Genomic DNA, 16,448 nt, shown 5'->3' with positions numbered 1-16,448 from the left:
CTATTGCGTGACGACGGCAAAACCCGCAAAAGAACGCCATGATGGACCGTGAAATTTCCTATCCCCCCTTCGTGCGAAAAATGGTGCAGGCCTATGCGCTGTTTGGGGGGGTATTGTTGATTTTGGCAGCACTGGTAACGGTAATTTCGGTGGGCACGCGCGCGGTGGGGCTGGAAGTTATTTCAGGCGATTTTGAGCTGATTGAACTGGCCACAGGGATCGCCGTTTTCTCCTTTCTTCCATGGGGCCATATGACCGGCGCACACGTCCGCGTTGACGTTTTGGCCGCGCGGTTTGGTCCGCGCGTGTTTCGGGTGTTGGGCGGGATTTCCGATGGGTTGGTGGCCCTGATTGCTACCGTTATCCTGTGGCGCTTCTACCTTGGGTTCGCCGAGAAATTCCCCTACGGAAGCGAGGTATTTCGGTCGGTATTCTCGATGGGCAGCAAACCCTTCTATCCAGAAACCACCTATGAGCTTCAGATCCAGATTTGGCTCCCTTTCGGGTTCTGTCTGATTGGGGCCGGGCTGTTTGCCCTCGTAGCGATTTTGAAGTTTACCGCTGATATTAAAGGGACAAAACCATGACCGGAGTGGAAATCGCGCTCATTGGGTTTGCCCTCATGCTTGTGGCTATTTTCCTGCGCGTGCCAGTGGCGGTAGCCATGGGGATCACCGGATTTGTTGGGATTTGGATCATTCGAGGCAGTGCCTCCGCACCGCTAAACCAGCTTAAAACCCTCAGCTATGACACGTTCTCAAGCTACTCTCTGTCGATCGTGCCGCTGTTTCTGTTGATGGGGCAATTCGCCACAAAATCGGGCATGAGTCGGGCACTCTTTCAGGCCGCTGCTGACTGGCTCGGGCATCGGCGCGGTGGGGTGGCCATGGCGACAGTGGGCGCTTGTGCAGGGTTTGGCGCGATTTGTGGAAGTTCGCTTGCGACGGCCAGCACGATGGGGCAGGTGGCCCTCCCGGAGATGCGCCGCGCGGGGTATTCCGATGCCTTGGCGACAGGTGTTTTGGCCGCGGGCGGCACCCTTGGAATACTGATCCCCCCTTCGGTGATATTGGTGATTTACGCCATTCTCGCGGAGCAAAACATCGCCAAGATGTTTGCCGCCGCCATTGTTCCCGGTATTTTGGCCGCCGTGGGGTACATGATTGTTGTGCGCCTGATGGTGTCCCGCGAAAGCGGTGATTTACGCGCGCCAAAAGTGGCCTATGCCAAGCGCCTGAAATCGCTTCTCGCGGTCTGGCCCGTGATCCTGATTTTTGCCCTCGTAATGGGAGGAATCGCGGCGGATTGGAACTGGGTGAAGCCTGGGGTTCAGGCGCTGTTTACCCCCACCGAAGGCGCGGCAATCGGCATGGTTATTACGGGCCTTTATGGTGCTGCAACTGGGGGCTTAACGTGGAGTGGATTCGTGGAAAGCGTTCTCGCTGCGGCGTCCGCGACCGCGATGATTTTCCTAATTCTCTTGGGCGCTCAACTGTTTAACACCTTCTTGGCCTTCACACAGGCCCCACAAACCCTTGCTGAGTGGATAGGGGGACTTGGCGTGCTTCCGATCATTGTATTGCTTGGAATGTTGGTGTTTTACCTCGTGTTTGGCTGTGTGATGGACTCGCTTTCGATGATCCTTCTGACCGTGCCTGTGTTCTTTCCGATCATCGAAACCTTAGACTTTGGTTTGACTGCCGAAGCCACCGCCATCTGGTTTGGTATCCTCGCGCTTGTAACCGTCGAGATCGGCCTGATCACGCCACCCGTAGGATTGAATCTCTTTATTATCAACGGACTCGCCAAGGATGTGCCCATTGGCCAAACCTATCGCGGTGTTTTGCCGTTCATAGCGTCCGACATCCTGCGCGTCGCACTCCTTTTGGCGGTCCCAAGCCTCGCACTTATTTGGATTTAGCGCGCCGCACCGCTTTTTCGTAAAAAAATAGCATCCCGTGCGTTTTTGCTCTTTTCCCCAGCGCCATGACAGGCTACATCCACCTCGTGGCCCGAGTGGCGGAATGGTAGACGCAGGGGATTCAAAATCCCCCGTTGCAAGACGTGGGGGTTCGAGTCCCCCCTTGGGCACCACAAATCTCCTGAAAATGGCGTTATATTACTGATTTAGATGGATGCAGAGGTTTTCTATCCGCCCTGCATCCGCCTTGTTGTTTTTAATTGCATTGAAGCTCATCCATCTAGCCAAATATGGTTTTACCGATCAACGATGTGCAGCCACTTTCGGCCTAGAGAAGACCTTCGTGACTTTTGCTACTAACGGCGGCAACGAGCCCAGATCACCATTTTTCTGCTGGGCTGCCAGCGGCTGCTTTGAGGACGTTGGCCCCCAAAGTCGACAATAACCCCAACAACTAATCTCGGATATGATGATCCGAGGATCGCGCCTCCATCGTTGTGCTGCGATAATATAGCCCAGATAACCTAGTATCATTCCCGCGCCCACGCCCCGGCTTATCTGCGGCCGCGCCAGCAAAAGACCAGTAAAAATAAGCGACATAGCAATCATGATCGGCAAATTGAATGTCAGGAAACGAGAAGAATGCGGTCGGCCGTTGTGTTTCAAAAAGGGCGGCCATGATAGGATAGAGGTGGGCACAATGCTGTGAGCCAATCGAGAAGCGCACGCACCGGTTTCGCCATTGTGCCCTTGCGATAAATCGCTTGGTAAACAACCGTCTCATCCAGTGGTGTGTCGACCCAGACAAGCGTCCCGTCGTTCAGATGCTTTCGCACAATGACTTCAGGGGTAAGCATCAGTCCAAACCCCATAAGCGCAGCTTCCATTTCGTACCTTGCATCGCCAGGATCGACGATCCGCATCGTTTCCGGATCGAAACCCGCGCGCCGGACGAATTCGTGCAACTCGGTTTCCTTGAAACCGTGTTCGGCCACCCACGGCAACGTGGACAGGTCCGACTTTCCGCCGCTCAGCAAGCTCGGGGCGGCGCAGATTATTATCGGTGCCTCAAGCAGCGTCTGCGCCGCATACCCTTCCCATGTGACACCCTTTCGAAGGCCGCGAATAGCAATATCAAAGTTTTCGAGATCGATCGGGCTCTGATTCCCATCAGGAACAAACGAAACCTTTGTATTGGGGTTCTGCGACCAGAAATCGCTGAGGTTCGGTAATATGACAGAATTGACAAAATAGTGGGTCGTGGAAACCCGGACTCCTTTATCTTCTTGCATGCGTCGGGCCTCAGAAACGCCACTTGAAATCAAAGCAAAGGCCTCGCGGAGTGACAGGCCAAGATGACGTCCCGCCTCAGTTAGCACCAAGCCTCGGCCTTCGCGTTGAACCAGTGGAGTGCCGAGTTCGACCTCAAGCTTACGCACCTGCTGTGCGATTGCGGCAGGTGTGACGTTCAGCGTTCTTGCTGCGGCAGAATACCCCTGCATCCGCGCCGTCGCCTCAAAGGCACGAAGTGTCGTCAGGGCGGGAAGATAGTGCAAATCAATATTAGACATATGATAGCCTTACTTAAAGATCAGAAACCATTTTTAACTACGGGAAATGCCAAATTCAATTTAATACTTGAAGAATGACGCAGTTATCGGCAGGAGCATACGATACTTAACATGTGACTGGAGATGATGCGAGCAACGCGCGGGTTTGGCGCGCCAGATATCAAAGGAGAATAAAATGCCCAAATTCATCGTTGAAAGAAATATTCCCGGTGCTGAAAAACTTACTGCCGACCAACTTTGCGATATTTCGCAAAAATCCAACGCGGTTGTGGATGGGCTTGGTGTCCCTTACGTCTGGCACCATACATATGCAGCCGGCGACAAGCTCTACTGCGTGCACGAGGCCCAGAATGCTGAGGCAATCTATCGTCATGCAAAAGAAGGTGGCTTTCCTGCTGATCTTGTTGCCGAGATCAAGAACACATTCGGGCCGGAAACAGCAAATCGCTCAGTTTAGTTGAGACCTCGGTGAGGGCCGAATTGGCGCGGCTCTCACGCAAACCACCTCAAGATTAAAAAATATGCCGGTAACACGTCAAAACCTCTCTGGCCGTCGCCTGAACAATAAGCCGTAATCGCTCGAGCCCGGCAACTTGTAGAACTATGTCTAACGTTAGCTTCGTCCCGTAGAGCGGAGTTGGAAACAAACGCAGCGAACGGTGGGTCTGAGCCCAATAAACATGATGCTGAGTTCTGCGCGAATGTCGGCTTCGTTGCCCGTGACCATGAAAGTGACAAATGAAAACGCTGTTTTGCCAAGGGATTGTGGCCTAAAGTCGCTTTGCGATTTCAGTGACCTTTTAAACTTGGACAAAAACGACGACCGCTTTTTCCGGACAGGTATTGATCCTAGGCTGCTGTCCGTAACGCGGACCAAGTTGTCGCTCAGCCCGAAGATCGTTGATTGCGGTGAGCAAGTGATCTGTCTCAGCTGTAAATGTGTCCCCCAAGGTATTTCATGCCGTTGTCATAAGCAAAAGTCACGACGTGTTTTTCCCGATCCAAGTTCGACTGCGAGGTCTATTGCTGCGCAAACACTGAGGCCAGTCGAACCACCTCCGAAAATACCCTCCTCGCGGGCAAGGCGACGACACATCTCGACTCCTTTGTTTTGATCCACAGTTCGCACATCACTCAAGACGGATCTGTCAAGAAAAGGAGGCTCGGGAAAAACAGCAATGCCTTCGACCCTGTGTCCGCCCGACATTCCCGTAGTAAAAAGTGGTGACTGCGACGGTTCTAGGGAAATGACTTTTGGTTTGGCTCCAAGCTCATGCATTCCGTCAAGCGTTCCCATCATGGCAGCACCTGTTCCGACTGCGGCACATAAAACGTCGAAGTCCCCTTCAAGCGAACGGGTGATTTCCTGCCCCATCGGCATATAGCCCCGTCGAACATCAGGAGAGCCAAATCGATCTGCAAAGTAGTGGGATGGTTGCAGCGCCAGTGCGAGTGCACGTTGTTTCATACGCTCCGCGAGCTCGTGCGTGATATTGCCATCAACGCTTTTTTCAACCAGAACCCGCGCGCCGAAAGCTTCCATCGCCTGCTGTTTTGAATGAGAAAACGCATCCGAAAATACAGCAATGAACTTCAAGCCCAGCATTCCGCATACGAATGCCAGAGCCGTTCCGGTGCTTCCTCCTGAGAATTCGACAACCGTATCGCTCGGCTTGACGTCACCTCTCGCTAGGGCCGCGGACAGCATCGAAACCGCCATCCTATCTTTTAAGACCCGGTCGCTTTTCCGGCTTTAGCGTTGACCGGATCAAAATCTCTGCGACCAGCAGATTAAATACCCATGCAAAGATCATCAGCCCGTCGCGCAGGGGGCCCATCGCTTCGGAGCCGACAGCAACGATCCAGGCGATGCCCACCACAGCTTGGGTCGACGCACCTTGAGCGATAGCATAAGCCCGCACCATCGACGCGCTGTGTTGGAAAACGTTGCGGGATCTGATTGCAATCACGGCCCAGATGATGAGTCCGATCATTGACGTGCCCAAGACCATCCGCACCCAATAAAGTGTGGCCCCCTGAAGCGCTTTGGGAAAGTCATAAAAATGCGTCATCCAAACAGCTGTGAGGGCGGAAACACATCCCGCCACCGCAATCACTCGGCCGATTGCGCGATGCGCCGCTGGACGTTGGCGTCGCAGGCTTGGCACGAACTGTAAGGCCCCGAGAACGCAGAAGATAATACTGCTCATTATGTGGAGTGTGATAGGGAGCGGAGCAAGCAATGCCCGCGTGTTAGCTGGTGCGATTTGTGGCCCGCCTGCAAGCTCAAGAACCCGTATCAACCCGCCAACGACCGGAATGAACGAATAGACAAAGATTACGCCAAGGGCGACCCACTCGGATTTTCCTAAGCGAAGTTTGGGGGCTTTTAGATTTGAAGTAATCATTGTGGCCGCCGCGCCCAAAAGGCCGTGCTTGCGACGCCAGCACAGGAGCCGAGGTGAACCGGCTGGTGTCCGACATCGACAAGCTGACAATCTTGCAGCCACGCAACGCCCTGTTGTTCTGTGATCGCCCATGTGCGCCACCTGAGTTGGACAAGTGCGCCGAAAAGTGAGGGGCGCGTCACGCAAACGAACACCATCCCGCCCGGTTTTAGAACGCGGATCATCTCTTTGAGCGCGCGTTGTGGATCCGGCAGATGTTCAAGGACATGCGCGGCCATAACCACGTCAAAAGACTGATCATCATATGGCAATGACAGAACATCAGCTTGCTTAAAGTGCGCGCGCAACCCGGCGTGCTGCATCGTGGAGCTGGCCTGCGCCAGCATCTCGGCAGAGGTATCAATTCCATGGTATTCGACCGGACCCGTCAGAATACTATCGAGAGCAATCGACAGGCTTCCATTCCCGACCCCGCAATCAAGGATCCGCGCCTGTGGACCAACCTGCGTAAGAACTGTTGCGACCCGAGAGGTTGAAAGCGGTGCTTGATACGCGGCTTCCAGTTGAAAGTGACGGGCCGTTCGCTGCCAATGACCCGAGACCGCGTCGTACCGGCTGGCAAGGTCCGCAGGGGAGAGCGGCCGCCTATTAATGAGGACTTCCCAAGAGCCAATGCGACGAGAGGTCATGGGGATTGCCTTTTCCACCGCAGGGGGGAGCGAAGGCCTGAGGTTTTTGTTTTCTGGCTGCGTCATATCTTTTGCCTGCCTAAAGTTGGTCGATGGCAAAATATAGAATGCGGATTACAGATACGGAATTGCGTATCGTTCTTGGTTTGGTATACGTAAATGATGGAGTGGAAACGATCAGCTTTCGACTGGAATCAGGCAAGGGCATTTCTTGTGACCGCTGAGGAAGGGTCACTATCCGCGGCCGCGCGTGCGCTTGGGCTGACACAACCAACGTTGAGCCGCCAGGTCGCGGGCCTCGAAGAAGCGCTTGGAGTGACACTCTTTGAACGAACATCGCGCGCGCTTTTACTGACACAATCAGGCGTAGAGTTGCTTGCACATTTTCGGACGATGGGCGATGCAGCAAACAGCATATCCGTTGTCGCAACGGGCCAATCCCAAGCGGTGACCGGACATGTGTTGATTTCAGCCACAAACCTGATGGCGACGCATTTTCTGCCGCCCGTCCTTAAAAATTTGCGCAAAACCGCGCCAGATCTTCAGATCGAGATTATCGCATCAAATGAGTTAAGTGATTTGCGGCGGCGTGAAGCTGACATAGCAATCCGTCATAGTCGACCCAAAGACGAGACCCTGTTTGCAAAGCGGCTTCGGGATACGACGGCACATCTTTTCGCTTCAAAACAATACCTTGACGAAGTAGGGCGCCCAAAGACGCTCACGGATCTTGAAGGGCTGAAGTTTGTCGGTTTCGACCAGCCTGAACTGCGGCTTGGCTTGATGGCGTCACGTGGGCTGAACCTAACGACCGCAAATTTCAATTTTTCCACCTCGAGTGCAACACTTGCCCTCGAACTTGTCCGGCAAGGCTTTGGGATTGGCATTCTTCCAATCGAGATCGGCGAGGTTTATCCGGAGCTCGAAAACCCATACTTGGCGTTTGAGCCAATCAGCATTGAGACTTGGTTGGTGGCCCACCGAGAGCTTAAAACAAATCTGCGTATCCGCTTGGTTTTCGATCTTTTAGCAAAAGGCATTGGAACGAAAAATTAGAACGCATCCCTCGTGTTGGGGGCTTGGCAGGACGTGTGCGACATTTTTCATCTCGCTAGCCTTAGAATGTGCAATCGCATGGAAGTCCGCTGCATACATCAGTCACGGTGTCCGTGTTCGCGGCCCGCGCCGCATCGCCTGCGAGCCGCTTCTTGCCAGCTTCCATGAAGTCCTTGGACCATTTGTAGAAAATGCCTTTGAAGCACTCTTCTCCTTATACGGGGCGTGTATGGAATATTGTTTCAAACACAACAATGAGCCAATCAGTTTTTGGTCTTGCTTTCCATGGGTTCAAGTAAGTTGGCACACTGAGCTGCTTTGATAAATGGCTCGTGCCACCTCTCATTTGGCGATCACTCGTCCGATTAAAACGAAACGCGCAAATCTGTAATCGTCCGACGAAAGGTAACCCGGCAAATGTCTACGAGATCATCCGCGACGGGGACGTGATCTCATTCAGAAGCATGTCGAGCAACGTGTGAGCCGCTACACGACCGGAATTCCCATGGTAGGGTGCAAAAAAATACGCCCTTTCATCGGCATACTGAGACATCTGACGTTCCCATATCGTATCGTCCGCGAGAATTTTCGGGATATCAAACCGCTTATCAGCATCGATGTTGAGCACCCAATCGCGAATTTTCAGATCCAGAGAGTCTTCGCCCATAAGCTTGCTCTGCGCAGCGTCTTCGATATTCAGTAGGAGAAGCTTTTTCCCAGTGTAGATTGCGCCAAAGGGGGATCCGCCATAATCCGCCAAAACATAATCGGTCACATAGAACATTTGCACGTTGTTGATATAGCGATCAGATAACAATGGTATGCCGTTTTTCCGCAGAATTTCCATGCTCTTGGCATCGGCGTACATTCCTGGATGCAGTTTCACTAAAAGATTATAGTCATCCTTTAGTTTTGCGACGGCGTCGGAATAGGTAGCCACGGAAGACAGCGTCGACCATGTTGGAAGCCACGTCACGACCGGTTTTTTCGGGTCGCATCCTAGATCTTGCAAAATCTTGTCACGGTTCAGCGAATTGTCGAAGTAGGAATCAAATCGCGGATAGCCGATCTGTTTTGTTTGAATTTTCGGATATTTCGCTAACATTTCAGCGTGATACGGCCCCCAACACAAGACGGTATGATACATCTTGTTCCACTCTCGGAAATTCCAGCCAGCCTTGCCGAGCGCATACATCAGGCGCACATGGGTGTGTGCAAGATCGACCAGCTTTGGTCTATTCTGGTCCTTAAAAATAAACGGATGATGGCTGACCATGACGGCAAACTTCATTCCGGTCTCATAGGCACGCTTTGGCGAGATGGCTTGGTAGCCATGCTTGCGCGCGAAAGCAATGATGGGGTCTTTTTCTTCTGCCACGTCCCACGACCCAAGAACGCAAGTCGACTCTCGGGGCATATTCAGCAAGATGCCTTTGTAATGATTGAGCATTTCAAGATCGCGGACGGCGAGAGCGACCCGTGGCACGAAGTGCGTAATTGCGCGCTGCCCTTTTACAGGGGCCACTACAGTTTGATCATTTTTTTGCCGAAACAGAGTGCTTCTGAGGTGGGCTAGATCACGTTTGGCCCGACCTCCTATTCTATAAATTAATGACTTAGGTGGCACTTTTAACCTCGCCGGATTTGACATGTTCAATCGCTATGTTTTTAAGCACCGGGTGAATAACATAGAAGGTCTGCCCCTCAGTGTCATCTTGCTCAACAGTTTTCAGGTTCCCATCGGATGCCGCGTAGTTTTTGAGAACCTTCACCAGTAAATCTGCCCTGATCGCGCTGTCGTAAATATAGTCAATATCGATTTCGCGGGTGGGCGGAGCGTAATGTTCCTTCGCGACAATGTCGCCGGTGTCAATGTCGGGGCTTAAGTAGATTGCCGACACGCCGCACCGATTTTCGGCGAGAAGGCTATAGTAACACGTTGTGCTCCCGCGATACTCTGGCAAATACCCCGAATGCAGGTGCAGGAACTTCCAGTTCTTACACAAGTCGCCGGGCACCAATTCGCCTCCAAATCCTGAATAAATAACAAGTTTTGGTTGAAGCTCTGTGAGGCGGTCTCTGATGCTTTGGTCCGAAATACTTTGCGCGCTAAGGTCTTGCACCGATGTGCCGAACTTTTCGCATACTTCTCTTAGTGGCACGCCGAGCGTGGGGGTGAAAACACCCTTGATTTCAGGAGAGCGCGCGAGTTGTTCGGCCTGTCCAAGTCTAGCTTTGGAACCCATTCCAAAAAGAAGGGTGGCTTGGGGACTTAAACCCGAGTTGACCATCGCCTGTGCATACGCACTTGATCTGGCAGTGTCTGCTGCCAGAAACACAACTCCTTGCAATGTCATGAGACCCTCACCGATAGTACCAAAAAACGTCATCACTCGCGCCAATTTTCTCGCGCAGTATCAAAATATTATAGGTGTAGCTGTTTGGATTGGCAATGTATCCAATTATGGTATCTTGGCGGTTAAAAACCTATCATGTGCGACGGGCTCAACCTGAGGTACACATTTTTAAGTCCACTGGCGCAATTCCACCTATGGGGAAACGTCCGCGGTAAACACTGTACGTGCTCTACCAGCCTAAGTGTCCCATAAATTGCGACGCAGAGAAGGTCCGGAATGTTAGAGCAAGATCGGGTTCCTAAGGGAAAGCCATGCCGAAACCCCAAGCATGGAGAATTCAATTACCCCGCCAACTTAGCCGTAATACCTTCTTCGTTTTGAATAAGGCCAGCCAAGCGACGCTGTAGATCAGTCGAAAGTTGGCTTCGAACCGAGCAAAGGGTGTCGATGACCTTCAATAACGCGTTTAGCTTTGGCAATTTTCCGTCAGCTTGGAACGAGATCACTAAAACTTCGGCAAAGCGCACGTAAAGGTCAAGGTCTTCGCGCTTGGTGCGATCGATGGCGCGAAAATTTTTGTCATAGGCGCGGTGCAAATACTTTGTCGTTTCGAACTTGTGAACAAGCCGGTCGAGCCAAAAACCAGCTTTGCCGGATTGATCGGACTTTTGCAGCTCTGCCATGAGTTGCTCAAGGAGGTCTGCGGTCACAACCGCGCCATTCTCTGGAAGCTGCGACGTGCTTGTTACAGGGAATTCGGATGGCTGGGCTGCTGGCTGCGGCAATTCCGCCAAAACCGCGTCACGGGACGCGCGCCACGCTTGCACCATCGGTGCGCCGACCGCAGGTGTATAAAAGTAAGTATTGCGGTCGGTAAGGCGGTTGCCTTCGGCGTAAGGGTAGCCCAATTGACTCATAGTTTAACACCATTTGCCGCGAGGATTTGCCGTGCCACAGCGTCGACATCAAGGCCCGGTTTGGAATTGTCGATGATCAGATCGGCGGTCTCGGGCCGTGGAAACGGAATATCAACGCCAACCACATGGGTGCGTTCCCCGCGCAACGCCTTTGCATAAATATCCTTGATGTCCCGCCGCACCAACTCGTCCATCGGAACGTCTAAAAAGACCTCGAAATACTTCGAAAACTCCCGACGATTGTCTTCGCGCAAATCGGGGAAAATCGACAGGATCGAACACACCACATTGATGTTCTGCCGGTCCAGCCAACGGCAAAGCCGAAAAATCCGCTCTGCGTTGCGCCGCCGTCCAGAAAGCTCGTGTGAATCCGGCTGAATATTCTCGCGCATGATGTCGCGGATTTCGTCGCCGTCGACAAGCACAGTATTGGGGGCCGCATGTGCCCACAGTTCGTGCACACGCCGCGCCACCGTTGTTTTACCCGCACCGGACAGGCCAATCACCCAGATTACCATTGACTACTCCTTGAAAGTCTACGGGCCAAAAGCCGCATATTTACGTTAGGTTTATGCCTCAAGAGTGAGTTGACCTTCGTCAACGATCTCGTGGGCCACGCGCAAATCAGACGTGCTGTCGACCTCGCACCAACCACCAGAAATCGCCGCGCCATGGATTGTATGACCCGCATTAATCAGACGCATCAGAAGCGACGTCATATCCATTTTGGGACGCTCTTCCTCCGTTGTCACCGACAAAATTGCATCGATTGTCTGACGTGAAAACCGCAGCAGTCCCATATATTGCCCTTCGATCTCAGCGAGAGAGTCTGTCTTGCCGCCGATCTCGGTGAGGATGTTGTCGTTTGAGATACGGAATGTTTCGGCATCCGAAAGCGGGTCCTCAAAGCGGCGGTTCCACTGCGTGAGCCAGTCTTTGTCATAGGCCAAGGCGGTATCACCCGGTGCCGCCATAAGTTTTTTCACGATGGAGGGCGCATAAACGATGTCCGAATAGCTAATGATCACGGGCCCGTCAATTTCTGCGGCCGCGCAGATCAGGCTGCTCACCATGTTGGTGTTTGCCCAATCATCGTTCGGGATGGTTCGATCGGCGTAGGGCGCAAACTGCTCGCCGCGATATCCCGTGACGATGACGATGTCGTCGATACCGGCGCTGCGCAACGCGTCGATTTGCCATGCAACCAAGGGCTTAGACGCAAGTTTCACCAACCCTTTGGGTCGGTCATTGGTCATTTCGCGCATCCGACTGCCACGTCCTGCTGCTAGAATAATTGCTTTCTTTGTCATGATGTCACCACGCTCATAGTTTAGATTTCGTTTGGCTGGATCGTTCCAGTCAACGCTCTTTTGATCAGGTCCAGAAAGCACCGTCCGTAAATAGCTTCCTGATGACGGTAAAATCAAATGCAGGCGATCCGCCGTCCCGCTCGGGGTGCCATTGGATCGCGAGCACTGGTTTTGAGCGGTGCGCAAACCCTTCGACGCAATCGCCAGCCGTCGCAAAAACCTCAAACTCGGGTGCCACGCCGCCGGACAGCAACGCCCCCTGATTATGGTAACTGTTCACGGTCAAAACGCCGCTACCGGCAATCTCGCGAAAGGGGGCGGTGCTAATTCCAATGTCATGACGCACGGCGGTGTGCGAATGACCTGTCGCATCAGAAACCGAGGTTTCGATTTCGCCACCCGTCAATTTATGGATGACCTGTAGTCCGCGACAAACCCCAAGCAGAGGCAAATTCGTTTTGAGCGCATGCTCGTATAAGTGTGTTTCGGTCGCGTCGCGCTCAGGGGCGTCGCCCCAGTCATTTCCGTTCGACAAGATTATGCCGTGTGGCCGAACCGCGGCGAGCCATGCGCTGACATCCGGCAGATTGTTAGGGACGGGCACCAGCACGGCCTCGGGAAAGTGCTCGCCGAAGGCCCGAATCCAGTCGTGACCAAGCGCATCGCGCCGATCAGGATAGGACGGATTTTCCACAACCCGCTGTGTTATTGCAATTATCATCTGATACGATTGGTGGTGGTTTTAAGGGTACCTTGGGCACAATTCAGTTCCACCATACTACTGGCCAAAACCTGCTCAAATAACTGCTCGCCGGCGCCGATTGTCGCCGGAATCCGGAACTCTGCGCACCGGATTGCCATATGGGAATTTGCGCCGCCGAACTTGGTGATAAGGCCAAGGATATTACGGGTGAATATCCAGTCAAAACCGGGGTCGGCGCTCTCGATGACGACGATTTTACCATCGATTTTGTCGTCCACTTCGTTCCCAGTCAAATGAACGATCTCACCCTCCACTGACTTCGATGTTATGAAGTTTGGGCGGCTGATCAACAGGGGAACGATGTGAAAATCACTGACCTCTTTGATGAGGTAGGGAAGGTGGAGCCCCATGGTGACTTGATAATCCTTCATGTTGGTTTCGGCCGTGCTGCGCAGATACTCTTCGGTAGAGCGGCCCTTGTTCATCGAATTGACGTCGAGGATTGTTTGGATCGGGATGAAAGAAAGCTCGTCCCTGCTCAGGCCATTCCGCTGCCCCCATGCCGCGATACCTTCGAGCGCGTCAGAAAGGTTTCGCGTGAACACAAACTTGGAATATTCACGGGCTTCTGTTGCCTTGCCAATATAGTCAAACAACGTATCGACATTCGTGTCGTACCCAAAATCATCCAGCAACGACTGGATTTTCGCTTTCTTGTCATCAGAAAGCACAAACCCGACTTCCAGCCCCTCTGGATCACTGGTTTCGACCACAGGCGCGTTGCGCATCCGCTCGATCAATTCAGGACGGCTATCATAGCGCATCGACTGAATGTCGTAGGCGCCGGGCCGCAAATGGCCATAGCGATTGAGGAAAATACCAAGATCAAGTTTGCCGTCCGAGAGCTTGCGCATATCGCTAACAAGGTCGCCGGCAACGGTATTGACCGTCCCCATGAAGGCATCCATATCCGCTTGCGTAAGCACATCCAAACTGACCAGCGATTTCAGGAACGACTGGGCAATAAATCCGTGCCGTGCCAGAATAGAGAACGGCACCGTGCCCAGATCGACGCAGTCTTCTAGGAGCGCGGCAACCGACGAAAGATCGATTTGACCGTGGTAACCCGCGCGTTCATCGCATTTGCGCGACAGCGTTTCAATTTTTTCAAGTTCACTTTCAATCGATGCGATTTGCGACGTTATCAAGGAATGGGTCAGGCGTTGCAGGCATTCCTTGAAAATATCGCGTTCCCCATCATCGAGAAGACCAGCGCACTGCTCCTCAAATCGCTTATCAAAATCAAAAGAAAGCGTGGTGATCGCAACGTCGAACTCGACCTTATCGTGCAACTGCGGATTGTCGGACAGGCGTTGTACCCAACCATCAACGAGCTTGTGACCGATCGCGGGAGGGAGGTCTGCGGGCAGGTAGGAATGGAAGCTCAGACGCGCATCAATATACGGCTGTCCACCGAACATATACATCAATGGGGAGCCTTGCGGTTCGGCATAGCCCATTTGTTTGCGCGCCAAACGCCATGTTCTATCCGTAATCAGGCGCTGGTAAAGTGACACCGCGAGGGGCCGTGGTCGTGAGCCGATCATTTCGACGGGGTTCCAGTCGGGCATCTGCCCGAAGAGAGACCGACTGCCGTAGACACCGCTCAGCGGCTGAAACCTCGTTGCCGCAAACGCTGACATGCTTTTGATGGCATCGCGGATGCGCAGCGCCATGCCACGGTTCCAGTTTGCTTGGGTTGTGATCTTGCGCACTTGGAACAGAAAGACGCGGTTGTCTTTGTCGACTGCGAATTCGATATCGAGCGCATCAATCTCTGTGACCGCTTCGATTTCAGCCACCGCATCCAGAACGGCCCTAAAACGTGGAGAATTCAGTGTGTGTTGCGAATTGCGATGTACGAAGAGCGTGCGACCGTTCTGTTCGCCCGACGTAACACTGTCTGTTCGTCCTGAAACGTCATCATAGTTAATGACGTAATAGGGGGCACCAGTATTGAGGTCTTGGGTAAAGACCACGCCGCTCATCGAAACATTGTTGACGTAGACTTGAATGAGAACTTGGTGATTGCGCTCACAGAGTTCCAAGCCTCCCGGATAGCTCTCGATAATAGTATCAATCGCCTGAGAGAGGCTCTCTGTGTCGCCGCCGTTAATATCTAGGAGGGACTCAAACTCGCCAGCCATTGTCGATTCATTGCTATCTTCACCCTGCGCAGAGGAGCGAACCGCAACTTTTTTGTGCTTGAAACGACGTGTCAGAGTGTCAATCACACTCTCGTTATTATTGACCCACTCCTCAACCGAAATAAAGCTAAAGTCTGGGATGATCGACTGCTCAAGAGATGGTCCAAGTCCCTGCAGCGTTTCGGCTTTTGTACCGAACCCAAAACGTCCGACCTCAGTAATTCTTGTCATTCTTGGCGGCTCCTCAACTTACGCATGTCACTTTGTTAGGTACGTGTTTACTTCACTTATTCTGATTCAAGTTCGCGACGGCACCGTTAAAGAATCTGTTTTTATAGCTAAAGAAGTAGATTGTCGGTTTCAAGGTGATACGTGCGAGCGACGTTTATCCCAGCCAGACACGCTCAAATATAGTCCTGTACGGGCCCAATGAAAAATAAACGGGGTGCTTGGTCTGAGGGTTTTATGATTTCGGTGAGGAATACTGTGAGAAGCAATGCCAGAACACATGGGAATATCCGCGCACATTAGAGATCTGGGCATAACCAAAGCTCCAGCTTAATTCGGGTTTTATGCTGTGGATCGCCCGATTAAACTGGGGCGGTTCAGTAACGGGATTTGGTCTCATTCAAGCGTCAAGATTGCTCTGGAACATTCAAATAACCTCGGTATTGAGCGGCACGTTTTCGCTGGTACCCCGAAAAATTTGCTCGTCTCCATCCTTATGGCAAGGAAATATTTTCGTATTAAACTGAGATCGTTTATCTAAATTTACGTCTGTTTGTAAAACTGCGCCCCTAGCGGCCTGAACTGCGTCGAAAATTTAACGGATATAGGCCTGACTCACCTTATTTAAGGCAGATTCAGTTGGCAGGGACCACGTGGCACGAACCGATCAATTACGCTAAGAGGGACCGGAATTAGGGTTCTAGGGCTATATCACGAATAGCGATTTCCTCAACAATCTCTGGCAGGTGGTTTTTCGTGCGGAAGCTGCTCGGATTGGTTCAATTCTCAAAAATACTATCCTTGTATTACTCAATACTCCGGTGCCAATCTCTTGTGGATATGGCGTTTATTTGAGGTCGCCTCAAAGACTAGATGAGGGCGTGGCGACAGGTATTTATCTTATAAATTCAGCGCGGTATGCATAATCCAATTAAAGTAATCCCCTATGCTCAATGACTTGAAAAACGGGCTTCAGGGGGGGGTAATATCCCGTGTCGCAAGGTTTGGGGGAAACGCCTCCAGAAGTAAATGGCACAAAATATTTCTATATCAATGCCTTGTGCCAATAAGTTCATGTATT

General features: G+C 52.4%; 15 protein-coding genes and 1 tRNA gene. 5 read left to right on the top strand and 11 right to left on the bottom strand.

Annotated elements, in window-relative coordinates; all coding sequences use genetic code 11:
- Nucleotides 1-38: 38 nt before the first annotated feature.
- The 3 genes from AB9F26_RS07285 to AB9F26_RS07275 all read left to right on the top strand — a co-directional run bounded on the left by AB9F26_RS07285 (nt 39) and on the right by AB9F26_RS07275 (nt 2,094).
- The gene (locus AB9F26_RS07285) at nt 39-587 is read left to right on the top strand and encodes a TRAP transporter small permease (RefSeq protein ID WP_369767708.1); all 549 of its coding nucleotides are present in this window, start codon (nt 39-41) and stop codon (nt 585-587) included.
- The gene (locus tag AB9F26_RS07280; RefSeq protein WP_335584369.1) at nt 584-1,921 is read left to right on the top strand and encodes a TRAP transporter large permease; all 1,338 of its coding nucleotides are present in this window, start codon (nt 584-586) and stop codon (nt 1,919-1,921) included. The genes AB9F26_RS07285 and AB9F26_RS07280 overlap by 4 nt, the downstream gene beginning before the upstream one ends.
- An 89-nt stretch (nt 1,922-2,010) precedes the next feature.
- Nucleotides 2,011-2,094: transfer RNA gene (locus tag AB9F26_RS07275), tRNA-Leu, on the top strand.
- A 489-nt stretch (nt 2,095-2,583) separates the two neighbouring features.
- On the opposite strand, the gene AB9F26_RS07270 is transcribed toward AB9F26_RS07275, so the two are convergent.
- A complete protein-coding gene (locus tag AB9F26_RS07270) occupies nt 2,584-3,492 on the bottom strand; it encodes a LysR substrate-binding domain-containing protein (protein ID WP_335584416.1) in 909 nt (302 codons plus the stop codon).
- Between the two features lie 175 nt (nt 3,493-3,667).
- Here AB9F26_RS07270 and AB9F26_RS07265 point away from each other — a divergent pair, with 175 nt between their 5' ends.
- Nucleotides 3,668-3,949: a DUF4242 domain-containing protein gene (locus tag AB9F26_RS07265; RefSeq protein WP_335584417.1), complete on the top strand. Its 282-nt coding sequence runs from the start codon at nt 3,668-3,670 to the stop codon at nt 3,947-3,949.
- Between the two features lie 510 nt (nt 3,950-4,459).
- On the opposite strand, the gene AB9F26_RS07260 is transcribed toward AB9F26_RS07265, so the two are convergent.
- Genes AB9F26_RS07260 through AB9F26_RS07250 form a run of 3 tightly spaced genes read right to left on the bottom strand, consistent with a single transcriptional unit; the run spans nt 4,460 to nt 6,589 of the window.
- A complete protein-coding gene (locus tag AB9F26_RS07260) occupies nt 4,460-5,200 on the bottom strand; it encodes a pyridoxal-phosphate dependent enzyme (protein ID WP_369767707.1) in 741 nt (246 codons plus the stop codon).
- A gap of 13 nt (nt 5,201-5,213) precedes the next feature.
- Nucleotides 5,214-5,900, bottom strand: coding sequence for a DUF2306 domain-containing protein (locus AB9F26_RS07255; RefSeq protein ID WP_369767706.1), 687 nt, complete (start codon nt 5,898-5,900; stop codon nt 5,214-5,216).
- Nucleotides 5,897-6,589, bottom strand: a complete 693-nt coding sequence (locus tag AB9F26_RS07250; RefSeq protein WP_369767705.1) for a class I SAM-dependent methyltransferase — start codon at nt 6,587-6,589, stop codon at nt 5,897-5,899. Before AB9F26_RS07250 ends, AB9F26_RS07255 begins: the two co-directional genes overlap by 4 nt.
- Before the next feature lie 159 nt (nt 6,590-6,748).
- Between AB9F26_RS07250 and AB9F26_RS07245 the strand changes: the two genes are divergently transcribed.
- Nucleotides 6,749-7,645: a LysR family transcriptional regulator gene (locus AB9F26_RS07245; RefSeq protein WP_369767704.1), complete on the top strand. Its 897-nt coding sequence runs from the start codon at nt 6,749-6,751 to the stop codon at nt 7,643-7,645.
- Nucleotides 7,646-8,066: 421 nt separating this feature from the next.
- Here AB9F26_RS07245 and AB9F26_RS07240 read toward each other — a convergent pair whose 3' ends face one another.
- From AB9F26_RS07240 to AB9F26_RS07210, 7 genes are all read right to left on the bottom strand, one after another.
- A complete protein-coding gene (locus tag AB9F26_RS07240) occupies nt 8,067-9,170 on the bottom strand; it encodes a CDP-glycerol glycerophosphotransferase family protein (protein ID WP_369755752.1) in 1,104 nt (367 codons plus the stop codon).
- 91 nt (nt 9,171-9,261) lie between these two features.
- Nucleotides 9,262-10,002, bottom strand: a complete 741-nt coding sequence (locus AB9F26_RS07235) for a formyltransferase family protein (RefSeq protein WP_335584421.1) — start codon at nt 10,000-10,002, stop codon at nt 9,262-9,264.
- A 341-nt stretch (nt 10,003-10,343) separates the two neighbouring features.
- Nucleotides 10,344-10,919: a hypothetical protein gene (locus AB9F26_RS07230; protein ID WP_369767703.1), complete on the bottom strand. Its 576-nt coding sequence runs from the start codon at nt 10,917-10,919 to the stop codon at nt 10,344-10,346.
- The gene (locus AB9F26_RS07225) at nt 10,916-11,437 is read right to left on the bottom strand and encodes an adenylyl-sulfate kinase (protein ID WP_335584423.1); all 522 of its coding nucleotides are present in this window, start codon (nt 11,435-11,437) and stop codon (nt 10,916-10,918) included. The genes AB9F26_RS07230 and AB9F26_RS07225 overlap by 4 nt, the downstream gene beginning before the upstream one ends.
- A gap of 51 nt (nt 11,438-11,488) precedes the next feature.
- Nucleotides 11,489-12,229 carry a phosphocholine cytidylyltransferase family protein gene (locus AB9F26_RS07220; protein WP_335584424.1) on the bottom strand — a complete coding sequence of 247 codons (741 nt, stop codon included), beginning with the start codon at nt 12,227-12,229 and terminating at the stop codon, nt 11,489-11,491.
- A gap of 64 nt (nt 12,230-12,293) precedes the next feature.
- On the bottom strand, nt 12,294-12,950 hold the full coding sequence (locus tag AB9F26_RS07215) for a gamma-glutamyl-gamma-aminobutyrate hydrolase family protein (protein WP_335584425.1): 657 nt from the start codon (nt 12,948-12,950) through the stop codon (nt 12,294-12,296).
- Complete coding sequence (locus AB9F26_RS07210) at nt 12,947-15,370, bottom strand: PEP/pyruvate-binding domain-containing protein (RefSeq protein WP_369767702.1); 2,424 nt, start codon at nt 15,368-15,370, stop codon at nt 12,947-12,949. Before AB9F26_RS07210 ends, AB9F26_RS07215 begins: the two co-directional genes overlap by 4 nt.
- Nucleotides 15,371-16,448 lie beyond the last annotated feature (1,078 nt).

Source organism: Falsihalocynthiibacter sp. BN13B15 (assembly GCF_041205415.1).
GTDB classification, from domain to species: Bacteria; Pseudomonadota; Alphaproteobacteria; order Rhodobacterales; family Rhodobacteraceae; genus Falsihalocynthiibacter; species Falsihalocynthiibacter arcticus.
This window is presented reverse-complemented; position numbering and strand designations above follow the sequence as displayed.

Coding starts and splice junctions, on each gene's coding strand:
- AB9F26_RS07250 (WP_369767705.1), bottom strand. CDS start 6,589: ATGACCTCTCGTCGCATTGGCTCTTGGGAAGTCCTCATTAATAGGCGG.
- AB9F26_RS07260 (WP_369767707.1), bottom strand. CDS start 5,200: ATGCTGTCCGCGGCCCTAGCGAGAGGTGACGTCAAGCCGAGCGATACG.
- AB9F26_RS07235 (WP_335584421.1), bottom strand. CDS start 10,002: ATGACATTGCAAGGAGTTGTGTTTCTGGCAGCAGACACTGCCAGATCA.
- AB9F26_RS07245 (WP_369767704.1), top strand. CDS start 6,749: ATGATGGAGTGGAAACGATCAGCTTTCGACTGGAATCAGGCAAGGGCA.
- AB9F26_RS07215 (WP_335584425.1), bottom strand. CDS start 12,950: ATGATAATTGCAATAACACAGCGGGTTGTGGAAAATCCGTCCTATCCT.
- AB9F26_RS07230 (WP_369767703.1), bottom strand. CDS start 10,919: ATGAGTCAATTGGGCTACCCTTACGCCGAAGGCAACCGCCTTACCGAC.
- AB9F26_RS07220 (WP_335584424.1), bottom strand. CDS start 12,229: ATGACAAAGAAAGCAATTATTCTAGCAGCAGGACGTGGCAGTCGGATG.
- AB9F26_RS07225 (WP_335584423.1), bottom strand. CDS start 11,437: ATGGTAATCTGGGTGATTGGCCTGTCCGGTGCGGGTAAAACAACGGTG.
- AB9F26_RS07280 (WP_335584369.1), top strand. CDS start 584: ATGACCGGAGTGGAAATCGCGCTCATTGGGTTTGCCCTCATGCTTGTG.
- AB9F26_RS07255 (WP_369767706.1), bottom strand. CDS start 5,900: ATGATTACTTCAAATCTAAAAGCCCCCAAACTTCGCTTAGGAAAATCC.
- AB9F26_RS07270 (WP_335584416.1), bottom strand. CDS start 3,492: ATGTCTAATATTGATTTGCACTATCTTCCCGCCCTGACGACACTTCGT.
- AB9F26_RS07210 (WP_369767702.1), bottom strand. CDS start 15,370: ATGACAAGAATTACTGAGGTCGGACGTTTTGGGTTCGGTACAAAAGCC.
- AB9F26_RS07265 (WP_335584417.1), top strand. CDS start 3,668: ATGCCCAAATTCATCGTTGAAAGAAATATTCCCGGTGCTGAAAAACTT.
- AB9F26_RS07285 (WP_369767708.1), top strand. CDS start 39: ATGATGGACCGTGAAATTTCCTATCCCCCCTTCGTGCGAAAAATGGTG.